Raw genomic sequence first — 19,901 nt, forward strand, 5'->3', positions numbered from 1 at the left:
TGCATGTGGCGGTTGTGGATCACCCTTGGACTGGCCTTGTCCGCCTGCGCGGAGTTTCCCGAGGTCGACGCGGCCCTGGCGACAGGCGCACAAGGGCAGGACTACCCGGAGTTGCTGCCCTTCGAACAGTTGCTTTCGGGCGACGATCCGCGGCTGGCCCAAGGCGATGACGCGGCTCTTCGGGCGCGGGCCGCCGACCTCAGGGCGCGGGCGGATGGATTGCGCCGCCCGGTGATCGAGCCGCAGACTCGTGACCGGATGGACGACGGTGTCGCAGAACCCTGATCTGGCCCGTTGCAGGGGCCTTCGCAAGGCGCTATTGCGGGCAAAATCACGCCTCTCTGCAAAAGGATGACCCCACATGACTGAACCTCTGCGCCTTGGAATCGCCGGGCTGGGCACTGTCGGCGTGGGTGTCCTCAAGATCATCCGCCAGAAAGCGGCGCTGCTGGAGGCGCGCGGTGGGCGTCAGATCACGATTTCCGCGGTCGGCGCGCGCAATCGCAGCAAGGAGCGGGGCGTGCCGCTCGACGGTTACGATTGGGAAGACGATCCGGTGGAACTGGCCAAGCGCGACGACATCGATGTCTTCGTCGAGTTGATCGGGGGCAGTGACGGGCCGGCCAAGGCCTCGACCGAGGCCGCCTTGCGCGCCGGCAAGGACGTGGTGTCCGCCAACAAGGCGCTGCTGGCCCATCACGGGCAGGCCCTGGCCGAACTGGCCGAGGCGAACGGGTCGGTGCTGCGCTTCGAGGCTGCGGTTGCCGGGGGCATCCCGGTCGTCAAGGCGCTGACCGAAGGGCTTGCGGGCAACGATATCCAGCGGATCATGGGGGTGATGAACGGCACCTGCAACTACATCCTCACCCGGATGGAATCCGCGGGCCTGACCTATGACGAAGCCTTCGCCGAAGCCGACGGGCTTGGCTATCTCGAAGCCGACCCGACCCTCGATGTCGGTGGCATCGACGCGGGGCACAAACTGTCGCTGCTCTCTGCCATCGCTTTTGGCACCCAGGTGGATTTCGACGCGGTCGAGCTTGAGGGCATCGGCCGGGTGAGCATCGAGGACATTCGCCAGGCGGCCGACATGGGCTACAAGGTCAAGCTGCTCGGCGTGTGCCAGATGACCGGCCGCGGTCTCGAACAGCGGATGTCGCCCTGTCTCGTTCCGGCAACCTCGCCGCTCGGACAGTTGGATGGCGGCACCAACATGGTGGTGATCGAAGGCGACCAGGTGGGACAGATCGTGATGCGCGGGGCCGGGGCCGGCGAAGGTCCGACCGCCAGTGCTGTCATCGGCGACGTGCTCGACATCGCCCGTGGCACGCGGGTGTCCACCTTCGGACAGCCGTCGGACCGGCTGACCAAGCCGAAACCCGCAAGCACCGCCACACCGGCGCCCTATTACCTGCGGCTGATGCTGCTGGACAAACCCGGTGCGCTGGCCAAGGTGGCGGCGGTGCTGGGGGAAGCCGGCGTCTCGATCAACCGCATGCGGCAGCGCAGCCACGACCAGAACACCGCGCCCGTGCTGATCGTCACGCACAAGACGACCCGCGCGGCTCTGGACAATGCCCTGGCCGCAATGGTCGGCACAGGTGTTGTAGAAGGGGAACCCGTGGCGCTTCGGATCGAGCACGTCTGACGGCTTTAGCGCAATCAACCTTGTCAGTGCGCAGACGCCCCCTTAACAGACAGTATACCTGAATTCATTCCTGACTGGAGAGCCAGATGAGCGCGCATCCCGATTTCAATGACCGCATGTTGTCCCTTGGTCTGGCGCGGGTGGCGGAACAAGCCGCAATCGCGACCGTCGACCTGATCGGGCGGGGCGACGAAAAGGCCGCGGACCAGGCGGCGGTCAATGCCATGCGCGAACAGCTGAACCTGCTGGACATTGCCGGTGTCGTGGTGATCGGCGAGGGCGAACGTGACGAAGCTCCGATGCTGTTCATCGGAGAAGAAGTGGGCAACGGCAATGGACCCGGCGTCGACATCGCACTCGATCCGCTTGAAGGTACAACGCTGACCGCCAAGGACATGCCGAACGCCCTGACCGTCATCGCGATGGGGCCGCGCGGATCAATGCTGCACGCGCCGGATGTCTACATGGACAAGCTTGCCATCGGGCCGGGCTTTGCCGAAAACGTCGTGACCCTCGACATGTCCCCGAAAGAGCGCGTGACGGCTCTGGCCAAGGCAAAGGGCTGTAGCCCGAACGACATCACCGTCTGCGTTCTGGAACGCCCGCGCCACGAAGAGATGATTGCCGAACTGCGCTCCACCGGGGCCGCCATCCGCCTCATCACCGACGGGGATGTGGCGGGTGTCATGCATTGCGCCGAGCCGATCCAGACCGGCATCGACATGTACATGGGCACCGGCGGCGCCCCGGAGGGGGTTCTCGCGGCGGCGGCGCTGAAATGCATGGGCGGCCAGATCCAGGGCCGTCTGCTGTTCCGCAACGAGGACGAAAAGGGCCGCGCCGCGAAAGCCGGCATCACCGACCTCGACAAGATCTACAGCCTTGACGAGATGGTCACACAGGACGTGATCTTTGCGGCCACCGGCGTCACGAGCGGATCGCTCTTGCCTGGTATCAAGCGCGAGATCGGCTTCTACACCACGGAAACGCTGTTGATGCGGTCCAAGACCGGGTCGGTGCGGCGGATGACCTACCGGAACCCGATGCACTGATGGAGGCTGCGTGACCGGATATCTGGGCGTTGACCGGTCCCTGACCGAACGGCGCTGGTTCGGTCCGGGAACAGATGTGGCACGTCTTGCAGAGGCCCTGGCCCAGCAGACCGGCCACAGCCCGGCCCTGTGTCAGACCTTGGCGCGGCTCGGCGTGCAATCTGCCGAGGTTCCCGGCTACCTGGAACCGACCCTGCGCGACCTGCTGCCCGACCCGCGATCGCTCCGGGACATGGGCCGCGCCGCGGAACGTCTGCTCAAGGCTGTGCGCGACCGCGAGCGTATCGCGATCTTCGCCGATTACGATGTCGATGGCGGCGCGTCGGCGGCGCTGCTGATCGACTGGCTGCGGCAACTGGACCGGCACGCGACGCTCTACGTGCCGGACCGCATCGACGAAGGCTACGGCCCCAACGAACCGGCGATGCAGGCCCTGGCGCAAGATCACGACCTGATTGTCTGCGTCGATTGCGGAACGCTGTCGCACGGCCCGATTGCCGCCGCGACCGGCGCCGATGTTGTCGTGCTCGACCATCACCTTGGCGGCGAAACGCTGCCCGACGCCTACGCGGTGGTCAATCCGAACCGGCAGGACGAGGACGGATCGCTGGCACATCTGTGTGCGGCGGGCGTGGTGTTCCTTGCGCTGGTCGAGGCCGGCCGACAATTGCGCGAGGCTGGCGCCAAGGGCCCCGACCTGATGTCGATGCTCGATCTGGTCGCGCTGGCGACCGTGGCCGATGTCGCGCCGCTCAAGGGGGTCAACCGCGCCCTCGTGCGGCAGGGATTGCGCGTGATGGCGCGACGCGCGCGGCCTGGCCTGGTGGCGCTCTGCGATGTCGGGCGGCTGGAAAGCGCCCCGAAATCCCATCATCTCGGCTTTGTCCTCGGCCCCCGCGTGAACGCGGGCGGACGGATCGGCAAGGCGGATCTGGGCGCACGGCTCCTGTCCTGCACCGATCCGCACGAAGCCCGTGCGATGGCCGAACGGCTGGACGCGCTGAACACCGAACGCCGTGAAATCGAAGAGGCCGTGCGCGCGCAGGCCCTCGAACAGTCCGAGGCGCGCGGGTGGGACGCGCCGCTGGTCTGGGCCGCCGGCGAGGGCTGGCATCCGGGCGTCGTGGGAATCGTCGCCTCGCGCCTCAAGGAACGCACCAACCGCCCGGCGATCGTCATCGGTTTCGACGGCGACGACGGCAAGGGATCGGGGCGTTCGGTCAGCGGCATCGATCTTGGCGCATCGATCCAGAAGCTTGCGGCAGAAGGGCTCATCCAGAAAGGCGGCGGTCACAAGATGGCCGCAGGTCTGTCACTGACCCGCGCGCAGCTTGAACCCGCCATGGCCCGCCTGACCGAACTTCTGGCGAAACAGGGCGCGGATCGCCTTGGCGCGTCGGATCTGCGCCTGGACGGGCCGCTCATGCCCGGCGCCGCGACGCCGGAACTGGTGGACCTGCTCGAAAATGCCGGCCCCTTCGGCGCAGGCGCCGCGGCCCCGAGATTCGTCTTCCCCGACACCCAGATCGGATTGGCGAAACGGGTCGGGTCCGCGCATCTCAAGATCAGCTTCGGGGACGGTATCGGAGCCCGGATCGACGCCATCTGCTTCGGTGCGTTCGACGGCCCGCTGGGGCCTGCGCTTGAAAACCACGGTGGCGCACGATTCCACCTTGCCGGGCGTCTGGAGATAAATGAATGGGGTGGCCGCCGCACGGTTCAGCTTCGCCTCGAAGATGCCGCGCCGTCGATCTCCTGATCGGTTCAAGTTATTGAATTCGTGTGAATTTTTTTCGGCCCATTCGCGCACCGCGATCTGCCGAAAAATCCGCAGAAAACCTCGAATTTCCACTTGCATGGCCGCGCCGCTTTGCCTAAACACCGCTCACCAAGAGTGGCCCGTTCGTCTATCGGTTAGGACGCCAGGTTTTCAACCTGGAAAGAGGGGTTCGATTCCCCTACGGGCTGCCACCTTCCCCAAAGCACAGACTTGCAAATCGCGTGGCCGCCCGACATATGCGGGCCATGCGTGTCATCAGATCGATTACCACCGTTTCCTGCGCCGTTCTCGCTTTGCCGGTTTCGGCACAATCGAGCGCGGAACTGCGTGTGCGGCAATCCCCCATCGAGTTTGTCCAGAGTGACGCGCCGATCAATCCCGGCAAATTGGGTGGGGCGCTGATCGACGTGGCCGGGCGTGTTACCGGCGTTGCGGTTCGCGCTGCGCTGGCCGCACGGTTCGTGAAGCCCGCACACGGCGGTCAGGGCCCGTTGCTGCGGTTCAGGGCCTGACACATGGCGGATCTTTTTGATACCGACACACAGGCAGACGACGCGCCGCGGCCCCTGGCCGACCGGTTGCGACCGAAAAAGCTGTCCGATGTCATCGGGCAGTCGCAGGTCATCGGACCGGACGCGCCGCTGACCGTGATGCTCGAGGCTGGCAGCCTTGGATCGGTGGTGTTCTGGGGGCCGCCGGGTGTCGGCAAGACCACCATCGCGCGGCTGCTGGCTGACGAGACCGACCTGCATTTCGTTCAGATCAGCGCGATCTTTTCCGGCGTGCCGGAGCTGCGCAAGGTGTTCGATGCCGCCCAGCAGCGGCGCAAGGCGGGGCAGGGCACGCTTCTTTTCGTCGACGAGATCCATCGCTTCAACAAGGCGCAGCAAGACAGCTTCCTGCCCCATATGGAGGATGGCACGATCCTTCTGGTCGGAGCCACAACCGAGAACCCGTCGTTCGAACTGAATGCGGCCCTGCTCAGCCGGGCACAGGTTCTGGTTCTGGAACGTCTTGACCTTGCGGACCTGGAGCGGCTTGCAGAGCGCGCCGAGCGGGAACTGGACCGAAAGCTGCCGCTGGACGGGCCGGCGCGGGAAAACCTGCTCGAGATGGCGGATGGCGACGGGCGCGCGCTGTTGAACCTGATCGAACAGGTGGTGGCGTGGAAGGTCGACTCGCCCCTCGACAGCGCCGCGTTGGGGCAGCGCCTGATGAAACGCGCGGCGCAATACGACAAGTCCGGCGATGCGCATTACAACCTGATCTCGGCGTTGCACAAATCCGTGCGCGGGTCCGATCCCGATGCGGCGCTCTACTGGTTCGCGCGGATGCTCGATGCGGGTGAAGACCCTCGATACCTGGCGCGGCGCATCACGCGCATGGCAGTCGAGGATATCGGCCTTGCCGATCCGCAGGCGCAAGCGGTGTGCCTGCAAGGCTGGGAAACCTTCGAACGGCTGGGCAGCCCCGAAGGTGAACTGGCGATCGCGCAGGCTCTGGTTTACCTCGCGCTCGCGCCGAAATCCAACGCGGTCTATGCGGCCTACAAGGGCGCGCGCGCAGCGGCGAAGAAGACCGGATCGCTGGTGCCGCCCAAGCATATTCTGAATGCGCCGACGAAACTGATGAAGGAACAGGGCTACGGGACCGGCTACGCCTATGATCACGATGCCGAGGACGGCTTTTCCGGCCAGGATTATTTTCCCGACGCGATGGGCCGCACCGAATTCTACGCCCCGGTCGAACGCGGATTCGAGCGCGACCTGAAGAAAAGGCTCGAGTATTTCGCCCGGCTGCGGGCCAAGCGGACCATCTGAAGGCGCGGCGCGTGACGCTGACCCGGGTGCCAATGCCCGCCTTGCGGTGCGCCAGCATGGGACAATGGCCTCGCGTGGACTCGCGGCGATACGGGACGGACCCTTGCCCGCATCCGGCCCCACGGCCGTCGATGGCGGCGAGGGCGCAACCGTGCTTTGCTTGACATCTCACAGGCCGCGCGCGACAGAGCCTGCATGTTGACCACCCTTTCTCTTGTCGCCCTTGGCGGCGCGCTTGGCGCAGGCCTTCGCTATCTGGCGGGGGTCGGCATCCTTCGGCTGGTCGGGCACGGCGATTTCCCCGTGGCCATCCTGTCGGTCAACGTGATCGGATCGTTCCTGATGGGGGTCTTCGTGGTGATCGCGGCGCAGCGCGGCCTGACGCATCTCGGCCCTTTCGTGATGACAGGGCTTCTGGGCGGTTTCACGACGTTTTCCGCCTTTTCGCTTGAAACGATGACGTTGATCGAACGCGGGCAGATCGGCTTTGCCAGCCTCTATGTCGTGCTGTCGGTCGGCTTGTCCATCGGTGGTCTTGCCCTTGGCCTTCTGGCCGCTCGGAGTGTGTTTGCATGAGTCGTGTCCAGACAATCACGGTTGGTCCCGGTGACGTCGATCAAAGGCTCGATCGCTGGCTCAAGCGGATGTTTCCGCATCTCGGGCAGGGGCGCATCGAAAAGATGTGCCGCAAGGGCGAGCTGCGGATTGACGGGGCCCGCGTGAAAGCCAGCACGCGGCTGGCCACCGGTCAGCAGGTGCGCATCCCGCCGCTGCCCGAACCCGGAGAGGTCCAATCGCAGCCCAAACCGGGCGTGTCCGACAAGGACGCCGAGATGATGAAGGCGCTTGTGCTCTACAAGGACGACCACATCATCGCCCTGAACAAGCCGCCGGGACTGCCCACGCAAGGCGGCAGCAAGCAGACCCGCCATGTCGATGGCCTGGCCGAGGCGCTGACCTTTGGCCATGACGAGAAACCGCGCCTCGTGCACCGTCTCGACAAGGATACGTCGGGCGTGCTGCTTCTGGCGCGCACGCGGCAGGTGGCCGGCGCGCTGACCGCGGCCTTCCGCGACCGCGAGACCCGCAAGATCTACTGGGCCTGCGTCGCGGGCGTTCCGGCGCCGCTGATGGGCACGATCAAGTTCGGCCTGGTCAAGGCGCCGGGTCATGGCGCGAGCGGCGAAAACGAAAAGATGCGCGCGGTGCTGCCGCGCGACGTGGCCAGCACCGAAGGCGCGAAACACGCAACAACCGATTACGCGGTCCTGAGCGCGCTGGCCAAGCGCGCCGCCTGGGTGGCAATGGTTCCGATCACCGGCCGCACCCACCAGTTGCGCGCGCATATGGCGGAACTGGGCCATCCGATCATCGGCGATGGCAAATACGGCGGGTCCGGGCAGGAAAACCTCGGCGATGGCTGGGGCGCGATGCTGGGTGGGGCGATCAGCAACAAGCTGCACCTGCACGCGCGGTCGATTTCGCTGAAACACCCCGTCACCGGCGCGCATCTCACGATCACCGCGCCGTTGCCCGAACACATGCAGCGCACCTGGGGCTTCCTGCAATGGGACCCGCGCGACGTGCCTGCCGACCCGTTCGAGGATTTCGAGGCATGACCCGACCGCCTTGGCCGGTCCATGCGCGATATCGACGACCGGCCCCCGCACCGACACCTTGATGGAGGACCTGACATGAGCGAATGGGCTCCGAAACGGTTTTGGAAATCGGCTGAAACGACCCCCACGGATGACGGGTTCGGCGTGCTGCTGGATGGCCGCCCGGTGCGCACGCCTGCAAAGGCGCTCTTATCGGTGCCGACCGAAGCGGTCGCAGACCGAATCGCCGGGGAATTCGATGCGCAGAACGACCGGATCGACCCGACAACGATGCCGTTCACCCGCACGGCGAACGCCGCGATTGACAAGGTCGCGATCCAGCATGCCGAAGTTGCCGACCTGCTTGCCGCTTACGGCGACAGCGACCTTCTGTGTTACAGGGCGCACGAGCCGGACGAGTTGGTGGCGCGCCAGGCCGAGCAATGGGATCCGCTGCTGGACTGGGCGGCAGACGCGCTGGGCGTGCGGCTGGAGCCGCGTACCGGCGTGATGCACGCGCCGCAGGACCCGGCGTCCCTGGCCATCCTGAGCCAGAAAGTCCATGCCATGACGGCTTTCGAACTCGCCGCGTTCCACGACCTGGTGGCCATCAGCGGGTCGCTCGTCATCGGTTTCGCAGCCAAGTTTCAGGCGCGTTCTGCCTCGGATCTCTGGATCGTTTCGCGGCTCGACGAGCTTTGGCAGGAAGAACAATGGGGCAAGGACGAAGAGGCGCAGGAACTGGTCGCCTACAAGCAGGCGGCGTTTTTTCATGCAGATGCGTTCATGCGCCTGATCGATGGTCATTCTTCGCGCTGACGCGGGGTAAACTCGGGCCTATTGACCAAAAAATAGGCTAATCGGCTTGACCTATCGAAGTGAATCCACGCAAAATCCTCTGCATTGGAAGTCGGGGCATCCCTACTTTCGTCGTATGGGCGTGGATACGCTCGACAAAAAACCGTGCTGTGATGTGCGGATCAACAGGAAGAGGTAAAAATGAATAGAATCGTTATTCTTGGCGCGATGACTGCGGCTGGCCTATCAGCCGGTGTTGCGTCGGCTGCCACGCTTGACGACGTAAAGGCGCGTGGTACGCTGAATTGTGGCGTGACCACCGGTCTCGTCGGATTTGCAGCGCCAAACGCCAACGGCGAATGGGAAGGCTTCGATGTCGGCGTATGCCGCGCGGTTGCCGCCGCCGTTCTCGGCGACCCGACCGCGGTCGAATTCGTGCCGACCACCGGCAAGACGCGCTTCACCGCGCTTGCATCCGGTGAGATCGATCTGCTCGCCCGGAACACCACCTGGACGTTCTCGCGCGATGTCGACCTTGGTTTCGAATTCGTCGGCATCAACTACTACGACGGCCAGGGCTTCATGATCCCGAAGGAACTGGGCGTCTCGTCGGCCAAGGAACTCGATGGTGCGACAGTCTGCATCCAGACCGGCACCACGACCGAGCTGAACCTTGCCGACTACTTCCGCAAGAACAACATCAGCTACGAGCCGGTTCCGATCGAGACCAATGCCGAAGCACAGCCGCTCTATCTTGAAGGCGCGTGCGACGTCTACACGACAGACGCGTCCGGCCTTGCCGCGACACGTGCGGCATTCGAAAACCCGGGTGATCACGTGGTCCTGCCGGAAATCATCTCGAAAGAGCCGCTTGGCCCGCTGGTGCGTCATGGCGACAACGAATGGGGCGATATCGCCCGTTGGACCCTGAACGCCCTGATCGCGGCGGAAGAGCTGGGTGTGACCTCGGCCAATATCGACGAACTGGCCTCGGGCACCAACAGCCCGGAAATCAACCGTCTGCTCGGCACCGAAGGCACTCTGGGCGAAATGCTCGGCCTTGACGCCGACTGGGCCGTCCGTGCCATCAAGGCCGGCGGCAACTACGGTGAGCTGTTCGAAAAGAACATCGGTGAGAACACGCCGATCGGTCTGGCGCGCGGTCTCAACGCGCAGTGGACCGAGGGTGGGCTGCTGTACTCGCCGCCCTTCCGGTAAACACATGCTCCGGGAAAAGGGCGCGGTTCACTCCGCGCCCTTTTTCAAATCAACGAACCGGCCTTCGGATACGGCATCAGAGCGCGTAAAGCGCCGCCACAGCATTCCGGGAAAACAGGGATAACATAATGTCATCGATTTCAGACCCACCATCGGGGTCGTTTCGGCTATCCATGCTGATCAACGACACCCGGTACCGGTCCTACACGTTCCAGTTCGTCGCGCTCTTGTTGCTGGTGCTGGCGTTTGGCTATCTGGGGTCCAATCTTCTGGACAATCTTCAGGCCGCGGGCCTGAACATTTCCTACCAGTTCCTTGGCGAACCCGCCGGGTATGACATCAACCAGAAACTGATCCCGTACACGAGCCAATCCTCGCACTGGCAGGCGGCGCTTGTCGGGGTGCTGAACACCTTGCTCGTGGCGTTCCTGGGCTGCCTGATGGCGACCGTCATCGGTGTCGTGGTGGGTGTGCTCCGGCTGAGCAACAACTGGCTCGTGCGCCAGCTGATGTCGGTCTATGTCGAGATTTTCCGCAATGTTCCGGTGCTGATCTGGATTCTGATCATCATGGCGGTCTTCATCGCCGTCCTGCCACAGCCGCGCGATTTCCGCGGGGATGATGCCGAAGCGTCGATGGTGCTGGGCGCCTTTGCCTTCACCGGACGCGGGTTCTACATGCCAGCGCCGATCCTCGGTGCCGGGGCCGGCTTTGTCATCGCCGTGTTCGTGGCGTCGGTCGCCGGGATTTTCGCGTTCAAGAACTACGCCAAGAAATCGCTTTACGACCGCGGCAAGCTGATCCCGACCTTCTGGCCCTCGCTGGCGATCCTGTTCGTTCCGACAATCCTTGTCTACTTCCTCCTGGGGCGGCCTATCACGCTGGATTATCCCGCGCTTCAGGGCTTCAACTTCCAGGGCGGCATCTTCATGCGGAACTCGCTGATCTCGCTCTGGTTCGCGCTGTCGATCTATACCGCCGCTTTCATCGCCGAAAACGTGCGCGCCGGTATCCTTGCCGTCAGCCAGGGACAGACCGAGGCGGCGGCCTCGCTGGGGTTGCGGCCGCGCCGGATCATGAACCTCGTCATCCTGCCGCAGGCGCTGCGGGTGATCATCCCGCCGCTGATTTCCCAGTATCTGAACCTCACCAAGAACTCGTCGCTTGCCATCGCGGTGGGCTACATGGACCTCACCGGCACGCTGGGCGGCATCACCCTGAACCAGACCGGCCGGGCGATCGAGGCGATCTTCCTGCTGATGCTGTTCTATCTCACCATCTCGCTCGCGATCTCGGCGATCATGAACGTCTACAACAATTCCGTTAAGCTGAAGGAGCGCTGAGATGTCCGACACACATGCACAGTCCGTTGCCTTCGTGCGCGACACCATGCTGCCCGAGCAGCCGCCCCCCGTCACCGAAGCGGGCGCGATCAAGTGGGTGCGCGAGAACCTGTTCCGAGGCTGGTTCAATACCATCCTGACGATCGTGTCGCTCTACATCATCTTCAAGATCGTGTCCGGGGCATATCCGTGGTTCGCCAACGGCATCTGGAACACCAGTTCGTTGGCAGAGTGCCGCGAGATGCTGGATGGCATGACCGGGGCCTGTTTCTCGGTCCTGACGGAACGCTGGAACCAGCTGCTCTTCGGCTTCACCTATCCGCCGGAAGCCTATTGGCGGCCGACCCTGGCCTTCGTCCTGCTTATCGTCGCGCTTGTTCCCGTGCTCTATCCCAAGGCGCCGCGCAACATGCTGGCCTTCACGGCGATCTACCCGTTCCTGGCCTATTGGCTGATCTGGGGCGGTACGCTGCTGATCCCGCTGATGGTTCTCGTCGGCTTTGCGGCGGGCTATTTCGCCTTCAAACAGTTCGAACGTCAGAGCTTTGCCATGGGCATGCTTGCCGGGTTCGCGGCAACCGTCGTCGTGATCTGGGTGGGCGGAACCATCCCGGCCGCCTTGCCGGATGTCCTTGCTCTCGAGGCGGTCCGGTCGCGCGATCTTGGCGGCTTCATGCTCAACATGATCCTCGGCACCGTCTGCGTGTCGCTGTCGCTGCCCTTCGGAATCCTGCTGGCTCTGGGCCGGCAATCCTCGATGCCGATCATCAAGTGGATCTGCGTTGTCTTCATCGAATTCATCCGGGGTGTGCCGCTCATCACCCTGCTGTTCGTGGCCAACGTGGTGCTGGCGTATTTCTTCCCGCCGGGCTCCAATATCGACCTCGTGCTCCGGGTGATCATCATGATCACGGCCTTCGCCTCGGCCTATATCGCCGAGGTGATCCGGGGTGGTCTGGCGGCGCTGCCGCGCGGTCAGTACGAGGCGGCCAACAGCCTCGGGCTTGACTACGCGCAGTCCATGCGCCTGATCATCCTGCCGCAGGCCCTGAAGATCTCGATCCCCGGCATCGTGAACGTCGCGGTGGGGCTCTTCAAGGACACGACGCTTGTCGCCATCATCTCGATGTTCGACCTTGTCGGCATGATCCGGGGTCCGATCCTGGCCTCGACCGAATGGAACGGCGTCTACTGGGAACTCTGGGGCTTTGCGGTCTTCGTGTTCTTCATCGTCTGCTTCACCATCTCCAAGTATTCCCAGTGGCTCGAGCGTCAGCTTGCCACCGATCACCGATAAGGAGGCCGAACATGGCTGAACCTGCACCTGCACAACTGGCTGTCTCGGACGAGATGGCGATCCAGATCGAGAACATGAACAAGTGGTTCGGAACGTTCCACGTTCTGCGCGACATCGACCTGACCGTCTACCGCGGCGAGCGGATCGTCATCGCTGGCCCCTCCGGGTCGGGCAAGTCCACGCTGATCCGCTGTATCAACGCGCTGGAGGAACACCAGAAGGGCAAGATCACCGTCGACGGAACGGTCCTGTCGTCGGACATCAAGAACATCGACACGATCCGGTCCGAGGTCGGCATGGTGTTCCAGCACTTCAACCTGTTCCCGCATCTGACCATCCTGGAAAACTGCACGCTGGCCCCGATCTGGGTGCGCAAGACGCCCAAGCGCGAGGCCGAGGAAACCGCGATGCATTTCCTCGAGAAGGTGAAGATCCCCGAGCAGGCCAACAAGTACCCCGGCCAGCTGTCCGGCGGTCAGCAGCAGCGCGTCGCGATTGCCCGGTCGCTCTGCATGAAGCCGCGCATCATGCTCTTTGACGAACCGACTTCGGCGCTTGACCCCGAGATGATCAAGGAGGTTCTCGACACGATGGTGAGCCTTGCCGAGGAAGGCATGACGATGATCTGCGTCACGCACGAGATGGGCTTTGCGCGCCAGGTGGCGAACCGCGTGATCTTCATGGATGCGGGACAGATCGTGGAACAGAACGAACCCGAAGAGTTCTTCAACAATCCGCAGAACGAGCGGACCAAGCTGTTCCTGAGCCAGATCCTCGGGCACTGATCCGGACCGTTTTCGGCAGACCCCAGAACTCCGGGCCGTGGCCCGGAGTTTTTTTGTCGGAGTTCAGTCTGACGTGGTTTCGGCAATGACCTCGCGCGGGATTGCGAAATCCTCGCAGTGTCCGATATGCCACCTGACATCCGTCCAGCCGCCGATCGGAAACGAGATCAGGCTGGTGGCGCAGGTCGGATAGTCGCCGAAGCGCGGATGATCGGGCCGTGTCTTCACAAGCTGATGCGCACATTCGGCGATCCCGAAATTGTGGCCGATCAACAGGATCGTGTCTGCGTTGGCGGTGTACAGCACATCTAGGATGTCGTCGGGTTCAGCCAGGTAAAGCGACCGTTCAAACCGGGTCGGGACCTCCGGCAAGGCCAACAGGTTCAGCGTCTGCCGCGTGCGTGTCGACGTCGAGCACAAAACCTCGTCCGGCAGCCAGCCCCTGCGCCGCAACCAGTCGCCCATGGCCGGAGCACTGGCGAACCCGCGCGCGTTGAGGGGGCGGCTGTGATCGTCACCGCTTGCGGACCAGTCCGATTTGGCATGCCGCATCAGGATCAATCGTTTCACGAACACCCGCCTTTCCTTGGATTGGCCTCACTGTCCCAAAAATGCGCGCATGTGAAAAGCGGATTGTTCCGGCACCCGGCCAAACCGGCGTGACACCGGACAGGATTGGCGCACAAGGCACCCGTTCCGGCAGGCCGCACCGGCAGGGCTTTTCAGGTGCGCCACGCAGGCCGGGACGTCATAGGCCTGTCCCGGCCCAAGCGCGCCGACAGGGCAGGCGCTCTCACAGGGACGGTCGTCGCAGGACAGGCAGGGGGAGTCGGGTGCGGACGCCAGCGTCAGCCTCTCCGGCACCGCCAGCGCTGCGCGGAAGCTGATGAACAGCCCGGCGGTGGCGTGCACCAACAACCCGACCGGCGAAGACCAGCATTCCCCGCTGCGCTCGGCCCACCACAGGAACGGCGCATAGGGCGGGCCATCATAGGGAAAGATCGCTGCTCCGCGCAGCGGCTGCGCCAATTCTGAGACCACACGCTTTGACCAGCGATCCAGGCGATGCGGGGCACCGTCGCGATATTCCGGCGATGCCAGAAAAGTGCGCCAGAACGCGGGCTCGTCCGGGCCAAGCAGGATCAGCGTGCCGGTGCCGTCCGGCGCGGCGTCGTCGGCAGTGGGGTGAAAGGCGCCGCGCACGGCAAGCCCGAGCGCGCGGGCCGAGGCGTCGATCTGGGCGAGCGTCACCGAAGCGCGCGGATCAGCGAACCCGCGCCATGCTCGGTGAAAAGCTCCAGCAGGCAGGCATTGGGCACGCGCCCGTCCAGGATCACGACAGCGCGGACCCCGTCCTCGATCGCCTTCAGCGCGGTTTCCGTCTTGGGGATCATGCCTCCCCCGATGGTGCCATCGGCGATCATGCTCCTGACCTCTTCGGGGGTCATGGAGGTCACGACATTGCCGCCGGTATCCTTCACGCCGCTGACATCGGTCAGCAACAAGAGCCGATCCGCCTTGAGCGCGCCGGCAACCGCACCGGCAGCAGTGTCACCGTTCACGTTGAAGGTCTCGTTCGGCCCCATGCCCGTGGCGACAGGCGCCACCACCGGAATGATCCCCGCCTTGAACAGGTCGCGCAGGACCTGAGGGTTCATCTCGACCGGCCGCCCGACAAAACCCAGCTCGGGATCGTCGGCCTCGCAGACCATCAGGTCGTCATCCTTGCCCGACAGCCCCACGGCCCGGCCCCCTTCATCCATGATGGCCTGCACGATCCGCTTGTTGACCAGACCGGTCAGCACCATCTCGACAACCTGCACCGTGGCCTTGTCGGTGACGCGCTTGCCGCGCACGAATTCCGACTTGATGCCCAGCTTGGTCAGCATGTCGTTGATCATCGGGCCGCCGCCATGCACCACGACGGGGTTGATGCCGACCTGTCGCATCAGCACGATATCGCGCGCGAATTCGGCCATTGCGGCATCGTCGCCCATGGCGTTGCCGCCGAATTTCACCACGACGATCGCCCCCGCATACCGCTGCATGTAGGGCAGGGCTTCGGACAGGGTGCGGGCGGTGGCGATCCAGTCGTGGTTCATATCTCGGGATTTCATCGTGTTTCTGTCCTTGCCAGAGTCATGTCTGACGCAGGTCTTGTGTGCGACATGGCTGCTCCGGAGGCAAGCCGTTTTGCCGAACCCGCCCTAGCTGATCCCGGCGATGATGCTGCGCAACGTGGCGATGCCGTCGCCCTTCTCGCTGCTGGTCAGGACCAGTTCGGGATAGGCCGCCGGGTGCTTGGACAGCGCGCCGCGCACCTGGTCAAGCAGGCTGTCATGATGTGAAGGCTTGATCTTGTCGCACTTGGTCAGCACCACCTGAAAGGTGACCGCGCTTCGGTCGAGCAGGGTCATGATCTCCTCGTCCACCGGCTTGACGCCATGACGGCTGTCCACCAGCACGAAGGCCCGCCGCAGGCTGGCGCGACCCGACAGGTACTGCTTGAGAAGGGCCTGCCATTTCTCGACCACCTGCACCGGCGCATTGGCATAGCCATAGCCCGGCAGGTCGACGAGGTAGCGCGCATCCCCCAGCGTGAAATAGTTGATTTCCTGCGTCCGACCGGGCGTGTTCGAGGCTCGCGCCAGGGCCTTGCGCCCGGTGAGCGCGTTGATGAGAGAAGATTTCCCGACATTGGACCGGCCCGCGAAACAGACCTCGATCCGGTCATCGGCAGGCAGACCGGACATGGCGACCACGCCTTTCAGAAAGTCGATCTCGCCCGCGAAAAGCTTGCGCCCGACCTCGCGGGACATGTCGTCAGGCTCTTCGGCAAGCGGGAAGGGAAGTTGCTTGTCAGACACGGGGCACCTCGGCTCCAACCGGGAGGGGGCTGCTGTCGGTCACCTCGGCCCCAGCCGCGAAAACCAGCTCGCCCGGACAGTCCGACGGCATCGCCCGTCCCGGCATACTCGTCAGGAACAGCGGCCCCCGACCATGGCTCTTGATCGGGGGCAGCCACGTCCCGGGGACGGGCGCTGTCATTTTTCGCCCGTCTTGGCGTTGCGCTTGATGCTCGACTTGATGTTGCCGAAGACATCCGGCTTGTAGCCCTGCGTCCGCATGATGAGATATTGCTGGGTGAAGGTGATCGTGTTGTTCGCGATCCAGTAGACCACCAGCCCGCTGGCAAACCCGCCCAGCATGAACATGAACACCCACGGCATCCAGGCAAAGATCATCTGCTGCGTCGGGTCGGTGGGCGCCGGGTTCAGCTTCTGCTGCAGCCACATCGAGATCCCGAGAAGCAGCGGCAGGATGCCGATGAAGATCAGCGCCAGCAACGACCCCGGTTCGGGCGCGGCCCAGGGCAGCAGGCCGAACACGTTGAAGATCGAGGTCGGGTCAGGGGCCGACAGATCCTGAAACGGACCAAGCCAGGGGGCATGACGCAGTTCCAGCGTCACGAAGATCACCTTGTAGAGCGAAAAGAAGATCGGGATCTGCAACAGGATCGGCAAACAGCCAGAGGCCGGGTTCACCTTTTCCTTCTTGTACATCTCCATCATTTCCTGCTGAAGCTTCTGGCGATCGTCTCCCGCCCGCTCCTTGATCTTCTCCATTTCCGGCTGGAGTTCCTTCATCTTCGCCATGGAAACGTAGGATTTGTAGGCCAGCGGGAACAGGACCGCCTTGATGATCAGGGTCAGACCGATGATCGCCCAGCCCATGTTGCCGATCAGAAGGTTCAGGTGATGCAGCAGCCAGAAGATCGGCTTGGTCAGGAAAAAGAACCAGCCCCAGTCGATGGAGTCGACGAACCGATCGACCCCGGCTTCCTGATAGTCGCGAATGGCTTCCCATTCCTTGGCGCCGGCAAAGAACTGCGTGGTCACTTCCTGGGTCTGGCCCGGCGCGATCGTGACGGTCGGCTGCACCGCTTCGGTCTGGTAGATGTTGCTGGCGTCGTTGTACTTGGCGACCTGGCGGAAGGGGGTGCCGCTATCCGGGATCACGGCGGTCATCCAGTAATGGTCGGTAAACCCGATCCAGCCGCTTTCATTGACCTGAGTGACCTCGGCCCGCGCGCCTTCCGAGGCGACGACGGAAAAATCCGTCATGTCGCCATAATCGATTTCGGCCAAGGTGCCATCGGCCATGGCAACCACGCCTTCATGCAGGATGAAGAAGTTCTTGAGATCTTCCGGCTCTCCGTGGCGCGCGATCAGTCCGTAGGGCGCGATGCTCATGGCGCTGCCGCTGGTGTTCTCGACCGATTGGGTGATCGTGAACATGAAGTCGTCGTCAACTTCGATCGTGCGCCGGAAGGTGGCGCCGCTGGGGCTTTGCCAGCTGAGCGTTACCGGCGAATCCGGGGTCAAGGTGTCGCCGGATTCCAATGTCCAGTCGGTCAGGACGCTGGGCACGTCGTCGATCGTCAGGCCGCCGCCGGGGGCCCAGCCGAACAGCGCGTAATACGGATTGGCCGATCCGACCGGATTGAGAAGGTGAACGATATCAGCCCCTTCACGAAGGCTGACCTGGTAATCCTTCAGCGACAGGTCGTCGAGTCGTCCGCCCGCAAGGGAAATCGACCCTTGCAGCCGGTCGGTCTGAATCGGCACGCGCGGCGCGTCTGCCACTTCGGTCGGTCCGGCCTGGGTGGCGGCAGCCGAGTCTGCTGGGGCTGCCTCGGGCGTCGTGGCCACGTTGGGTGTCGCGCTTTCGGAGGCAGGCGGCAGATCGGTTTCGGGATCAAGCGCCGGGTCCGGTGGCGGAAACAGGACAAACCACCCCAAAATGACCGCAAAGCTGAGCGCTGTCGCGATAAGAAGGTTCTTGTTCTGATCGTCCATGGGGACCGCCGCGTTTGGTTTTCGGATTACCGCTGCGTTCAACAGGCACAGCCTCCGAAGGTCAAGCGGATTCACTGGAAAGACGGGCCGGTGCGTCATTTGTTCAGCAGAATTTGATCACTCTGCGGGCGTCGCGAAAGGCGTTATTTCACGCGCCGAAGATGGGCGCCGCCGGTTGCGGCGTCGCGGGCCTGGTGCTGGCGCAGCCACTCTGTGACATCGGCGGCTGTCGCGGGTTCGGCAAAGAGGAAACCTTGCGCGAAGCGGCAATCCAGCTCGCGCAGCAGCCCATGTTCGCCGATGGTTTCGACGCCTTCGGCCAGAGCGTCCAGCTCCAGCGTGTCCGTCAGCCTGAGAATGGCCGCCAGCATCCGGCGTTTGTCGTCGGTCCTGTCGGCGCGCTGCACAAAACTCTGGTCGATCTTCACCCGCTGGATCGGGAAGTGCTGAAGCGTCGTGATCGAGGCATGCCCCGTGCCGAAATCGTCAAGGTCGATCCGGCATCCGAGATCTGCCAGGGCAACAAGATTGCGACGGATGATGTCGTCGGTATCACCCGAGATCACGGATTCCAGAACCTCGATGACAAGCCGGGCGGGCCCGAGGCCCGCGCGATCCAGGTCGGTCGCGATATGCGCCGCGAGATCGGGATTGCGCAGTTCGGCACCCGACAGGTTCACGCTGACCGTCGGAACGTCCAGCCCGGCGTCATCCCAGCCCTGCAACGCGCCAAGCGCCTGGCTCAGCATGGTCTGGCCAAGCCTGTCCATTTGCCCACTGTCGAGGATCGCCTGCAGGAATTCCGACGGCGCAATGCATCCGCGCGTCGGATGATCCCACCGTGCCAGCGCCTCCATCCCGACGACGTCACCGGTCTTGACGCGGATCTGGGGTTGGAAAAAGGCCTGGATCTGGCCGGTTTCCAGCGCGGTGATGATGTCGTGGTGCAGGTCGCGGCGCGACTGGCGTTGCCTGGACAGCTTGTCGGACCAGACACGCGTGGCGGATCCGCCTGTCGCTATCGCCTCGTCCAGCGCAAAGGCAGCCGAGCTGAGCCATTGCTGCGCCGTGGCGTTGCGCCCGAAGGTCAGCGAAGACGCGATCCCGACACTGACCGACACATACCGTGTCGTCCCGGACAGCGAGAGCGGTTCTTCCGCGACGTCGCGCATCCGTTTGGCCAGATCGAGCAGCGTATCGAGCTTGAGCCGAAATCCCGGTGCGATCAGGATGGCAAGGCGTTTGTCGCCGACCTGGAACAATTCGTCGGTTTCCCTCAGCATGGAGGCCAGGCGCGCCGACAGGAGCTGCCGCGCTTCGTCTGCAACCGTTTCACCCAGGCCTGCGGCGATGTCATCCAGACCGCTGATACCCAATTGGAAACAGGCGGTTGTCTGGCCATTGTGCTGCGCGATTTCCAGAAATTCCTGCGCCGCGGACTCGACCGTTTGCCTGTGCCCGACACTCCGGGTTGGGTCCGTCGGCAGCCGGCCAAACCCGCCGGTCAGCGCATAGAGAAGCGGCGTCGTCAGGGCACAGAAGACCAGCAGAGCCTCGCCACCGCCCCAATAGGCCGCAAGGCAGATCGCCGGCAGGAACGCCAGCATCTGCGGCCCGCGCAGGCCGCGCCCCAGCATCGAAACAAGGTGTTTTTGGTCAAATCCTGATCGCATCCCGGTCTTGCCCCAATGCCCCAAACTCGT

20 protein-coding genes and 1 tRNA gene are annotated in these 19,901 nt (G+C 63.8%); 14 read left to right on the forward strand and 7 right to left on the reverse strand.

Annotation, left to right across the window (positions count from 1 at the left end):
- The first annotated feature begins 3 nt into the window (after positions 1 to 3).
- The 14 genes from LCF60_RS03600 (at position 4) to LCF60_RS03665 (ending at position 13,339) form a co-directional block, all read left to right on the forward strand.
- The gene (locus tag LCF60_RS03600; protein WP_292289695.1) at positions 4 to 285 is read left to right on the forward strand and encodes a hypothetical protein; all 282 of its coding nucleotides are present in this window, start codon (positions 4 to 6) and stop codon (positions 283 to 285) included.
- A 76-nt stretch (positions 286 to 361) separates the two neighbouring features.
- Positions 362 to 1,648 (forward strand): homoserine dehydrogenase, encoded by a 1,287-nt coding sequence (locus LCF60_RS03605; RefSeq protein WP_292289697.1) that lies wholly within the window; start codon positions 362 to 364, stop codon positions 1,646 to 1,648.
- An 86-nt stretch (positions 1,649 to 1,734) separates the two neighbouring features.
- Positions 1,735 to 2,700: a class II fructose-bisphosphatase gene (gene glpX, locus LCF60_RS03610; RefSeq protein WP_292289698.1), complete on the forward strand. Its 966-nt coding sequence runs from the start codon at positions 1,735 to 1,737 to the stop codon at positions 2,698 to 2,700.
- A 10-nt stretch (positions 2,701 to 2,710) separates the two neighbouring features.
- On the forward strand, positions 2,711 to 4,459 hold the full coding sequence (gene recJ / locus LCF60_RS03615; RefSeq protein ID WP_292289699.1) for a single-stranded-DNA-specific exonuclease RecJ: 1,749 nt from the start codon (positions 2,711 to 2,713) through the stop codon (positions 4,457 to 4,459).
- Positions 4,460 to 4,596: 137 nt separating this feature from the next.
- Positions 4,597 to 4,671, forward strand: a tRNA-Glu gene (locus tag LCF60_RS03620).
- 54 nt (positions 4,672 to 4,725) lie between these two features.
- Complete coding sequence (locus LCF60_RS03625) at positions 4,726 to 4,992, forward strand: hypothetical protein (protein WP_292289700.1); 267 nt, start codon at positions 4,726 to 4,728, stop codon at positions 4,990 to 4,992.
- 3 nt (positions 4,993 to 4,995) lie between these two features.
- Complete coding sequence (locus tag LCF60_RS03630; RefSeq protein ID WP_292289701.1) at positions 4,996 to 6,300, forward strand: replication-associated recombination protein A; 1,305 nt, start codon at positions 4,996 to 4,998, stop codon at positions 6,298 to 6,300.
- 195 nt (positions 6,301 to 6,495) lie between these two features.
- Positions 6,496 to 6,876, forward strand: coding sequence for a fluoride efflux transporter CrcB (crcB, locus tag LCF60_RS03635; protein ID WP_292289703.1), 381 nt, complete (start codon positions 6,496 to 6,498; stop codon positions 6,874 to 6,876).
- Complete coding sequence (locus LCF60_RS03640; RefSeq protein ID WP_292289704.1) at positions 6,873 to 7,919, forward strand: RluA family pseudouridine synthase; 1,047 nt, start codon at positions 6,873 to 6,875, stop codon at positions 7,917 to 7,919. The genes crcB and LCF60_RS03640 overlap by 4 nt, the downstream gene beginning before the upstream one ends.
- A gap of 75 nt (positions 7,920 to 7,994) precedes the next feature.
- Entirely contained in the window at positions 7,995 to 8,717 is a 723-nt protein-coding gene (locus tag LCF60_RS03645) for an ATP12 family protein (protein ID WP_292289705.1), read from the forward strand.
- Between the two features lie 180 nt (positions 8,718 to 8,897).
- The gene (locus tag LCF60_RS03650) at positions 8,898 to 9,914 is read left to right on the forward strand and encodes an amino acid ABC transporter substrate-binding protein (RefSeq protein ID WP_292289707.1); all 1,017 of its coding nucleotides are present in this window, start codon (positions 8,898 to 8,900) and stop codon (positions 9,912 to 9,914) included.
- Between the two features lie 128 nt (positions 9,915 to 10,042).
- The gene (locus LCF60_RS03655) at positions 10,043 to 11,257 is read left to right on the forward strand and encodes an ABC transporter permease subunit (RefSeq protein ID WP_292289709.1); all 1,215 of its coding nucleotides are present in this window, start codon (positions 10,043 to 10,045) and stop codon (positions 11,255 to 11,257) included.
- Position 11,258: 1 nt separating this feature from the next.
- Complete coding sequence (locus tag LCF60_RS03660) at positions 11,259 to 12,554, forward strand: amino acid ABC transporter permease (protein WP_292289711.1); 1,296 nt, start codon at positions 11,259 to 11,261, stop codon at positions 12,552 to 12,554.
- 11 nt (positions 12,555 to 12,565) lie between these two features.
- Positions 12,566 to 13,339 carry an amino acid ABC transporter ATP-binding protein gene (locus LCF60_RS03665; RefSeq protein ID WP_292289712.1) on the forward strand — a complete coding sequence of 258 codons (774 nt, stop codon included), beginning with the start codon at positions 12,566 to 12,568 and terminating at the stop codon, positions 13,337 to 13,339.
- 63 nt (positions 13,340 to 13,402) lie between these two features.
- On the opposite strand, the gene LCF60_RS03670 is transcribed toward LCF60_RS03665, so the two are convergent.
- The 7 genes from LCF60_RS03670 to LCF60_RS03700 form a co-directional block, all read right to left on the reverse strand.
- Positions 13,403 to 13,909 (reverse strand): histidine phosphatase family protein, encoded by a 507-nt coding sequence (locus LCF60_RS03670; protein WP_292289714.1) that lies wholly within the window; start codon positions 13,907 to 13,909, stop codon positions 13,403 to 13,405.
- Between the two features lie 27 nt (positions 13,910 to 13,936).
- Positions 13,937 to 14,590 carry a ferredoxin gene (locus tag LCF60_RS03675; protein ID WP_292289715.1) on the reverse strand — a complete coding sequence of 218 codons (654 nt, stop codon included), beginning with the start codon at positions 14,588 to 14,590 and terminating at the stop codon, positions 13,937 to 13,939.
- Complete coding sequence (gene argB, locus LCF60_RS03680; RefSeq protein WP_292289717.1) at positions 14,587 to 15,456, reverse strand: acetylglutamate kinase; 870 nt, start codon at positions 15,454 to 15,456, stop codon at positions 14,587 to 14,589. The genes LCF60_RS03675 and argB overlap by 4 nt, the downstream gene beginning before the upstream one ends.
- 90 nt (positions 15,457 to 15,546) lie before the next feature.
- A complete protein-coding gene (yihA, locus tag LCF60_RS03685; RefSeq protein ID WP_292289774.1) occupies positions 15,547 to 16,158 on the reverse strand; it encodes a ribosome biogenesis GTP-binding protein YihA/YsxC in 612 nt (203 codons plus the stop codon).
- Between the two features lie 40 nt (positions 16,159 to 16,198).
- Positions 16,199 to 16,387, reverse strand: a complete 189-nt coding sequence (locus LCF60_RS03690; protein WP_292289719.1) for a hypothetical protein — start codon at positions 16,385 to 16,387, stop codon at positions 16,199 to 16,201.
- Positions 16,384 to 18,198 carry a membrane protein insertase YidC gene (gene yidC, locus LCF60_RS03695; RefSeq protein ID WP_292289721.1) on the reverse strand — a complete coding sequence of 605 codons (1,815 nt, stop codon included), beginning with the start codon at positions 18,196 to 18,198 and terminating at the stop codon, positions 16,384 to 16,386. Before yidC ends, LCF60_RS03690 begins: the two co-directional genes overlap by 4 nt.
- A 143-nt stretch (positions 18,199 to 18,341) precedes the next feature.
- Positions 18,342 to 19,835 carry a GGDEF domain-containing phosphodiesterase gene (locus LCF60_RS03700; RefSeq protein ID WP_292289722.1) on the reverse strand — a complete coding sequence of 498 codons (1,494 nt, stop codon included), beginning with the start codon at positions 19,833 to 19,835 and terminating at the stop codon, positions 18,342 to 18,344.
- Positions 19,836 to 19,901: the final 66 nt, after the last annotated feature.

It is taken from the genome of Marivita sp., assembly GCF_020055635.1.
In the GTDB taxonomy this organism is placed as follows: Bacteria; Pseudomonadota; Alphaproteobacteria; order Rhodobacterales; family Rhodobacteraceae; genus Marivita.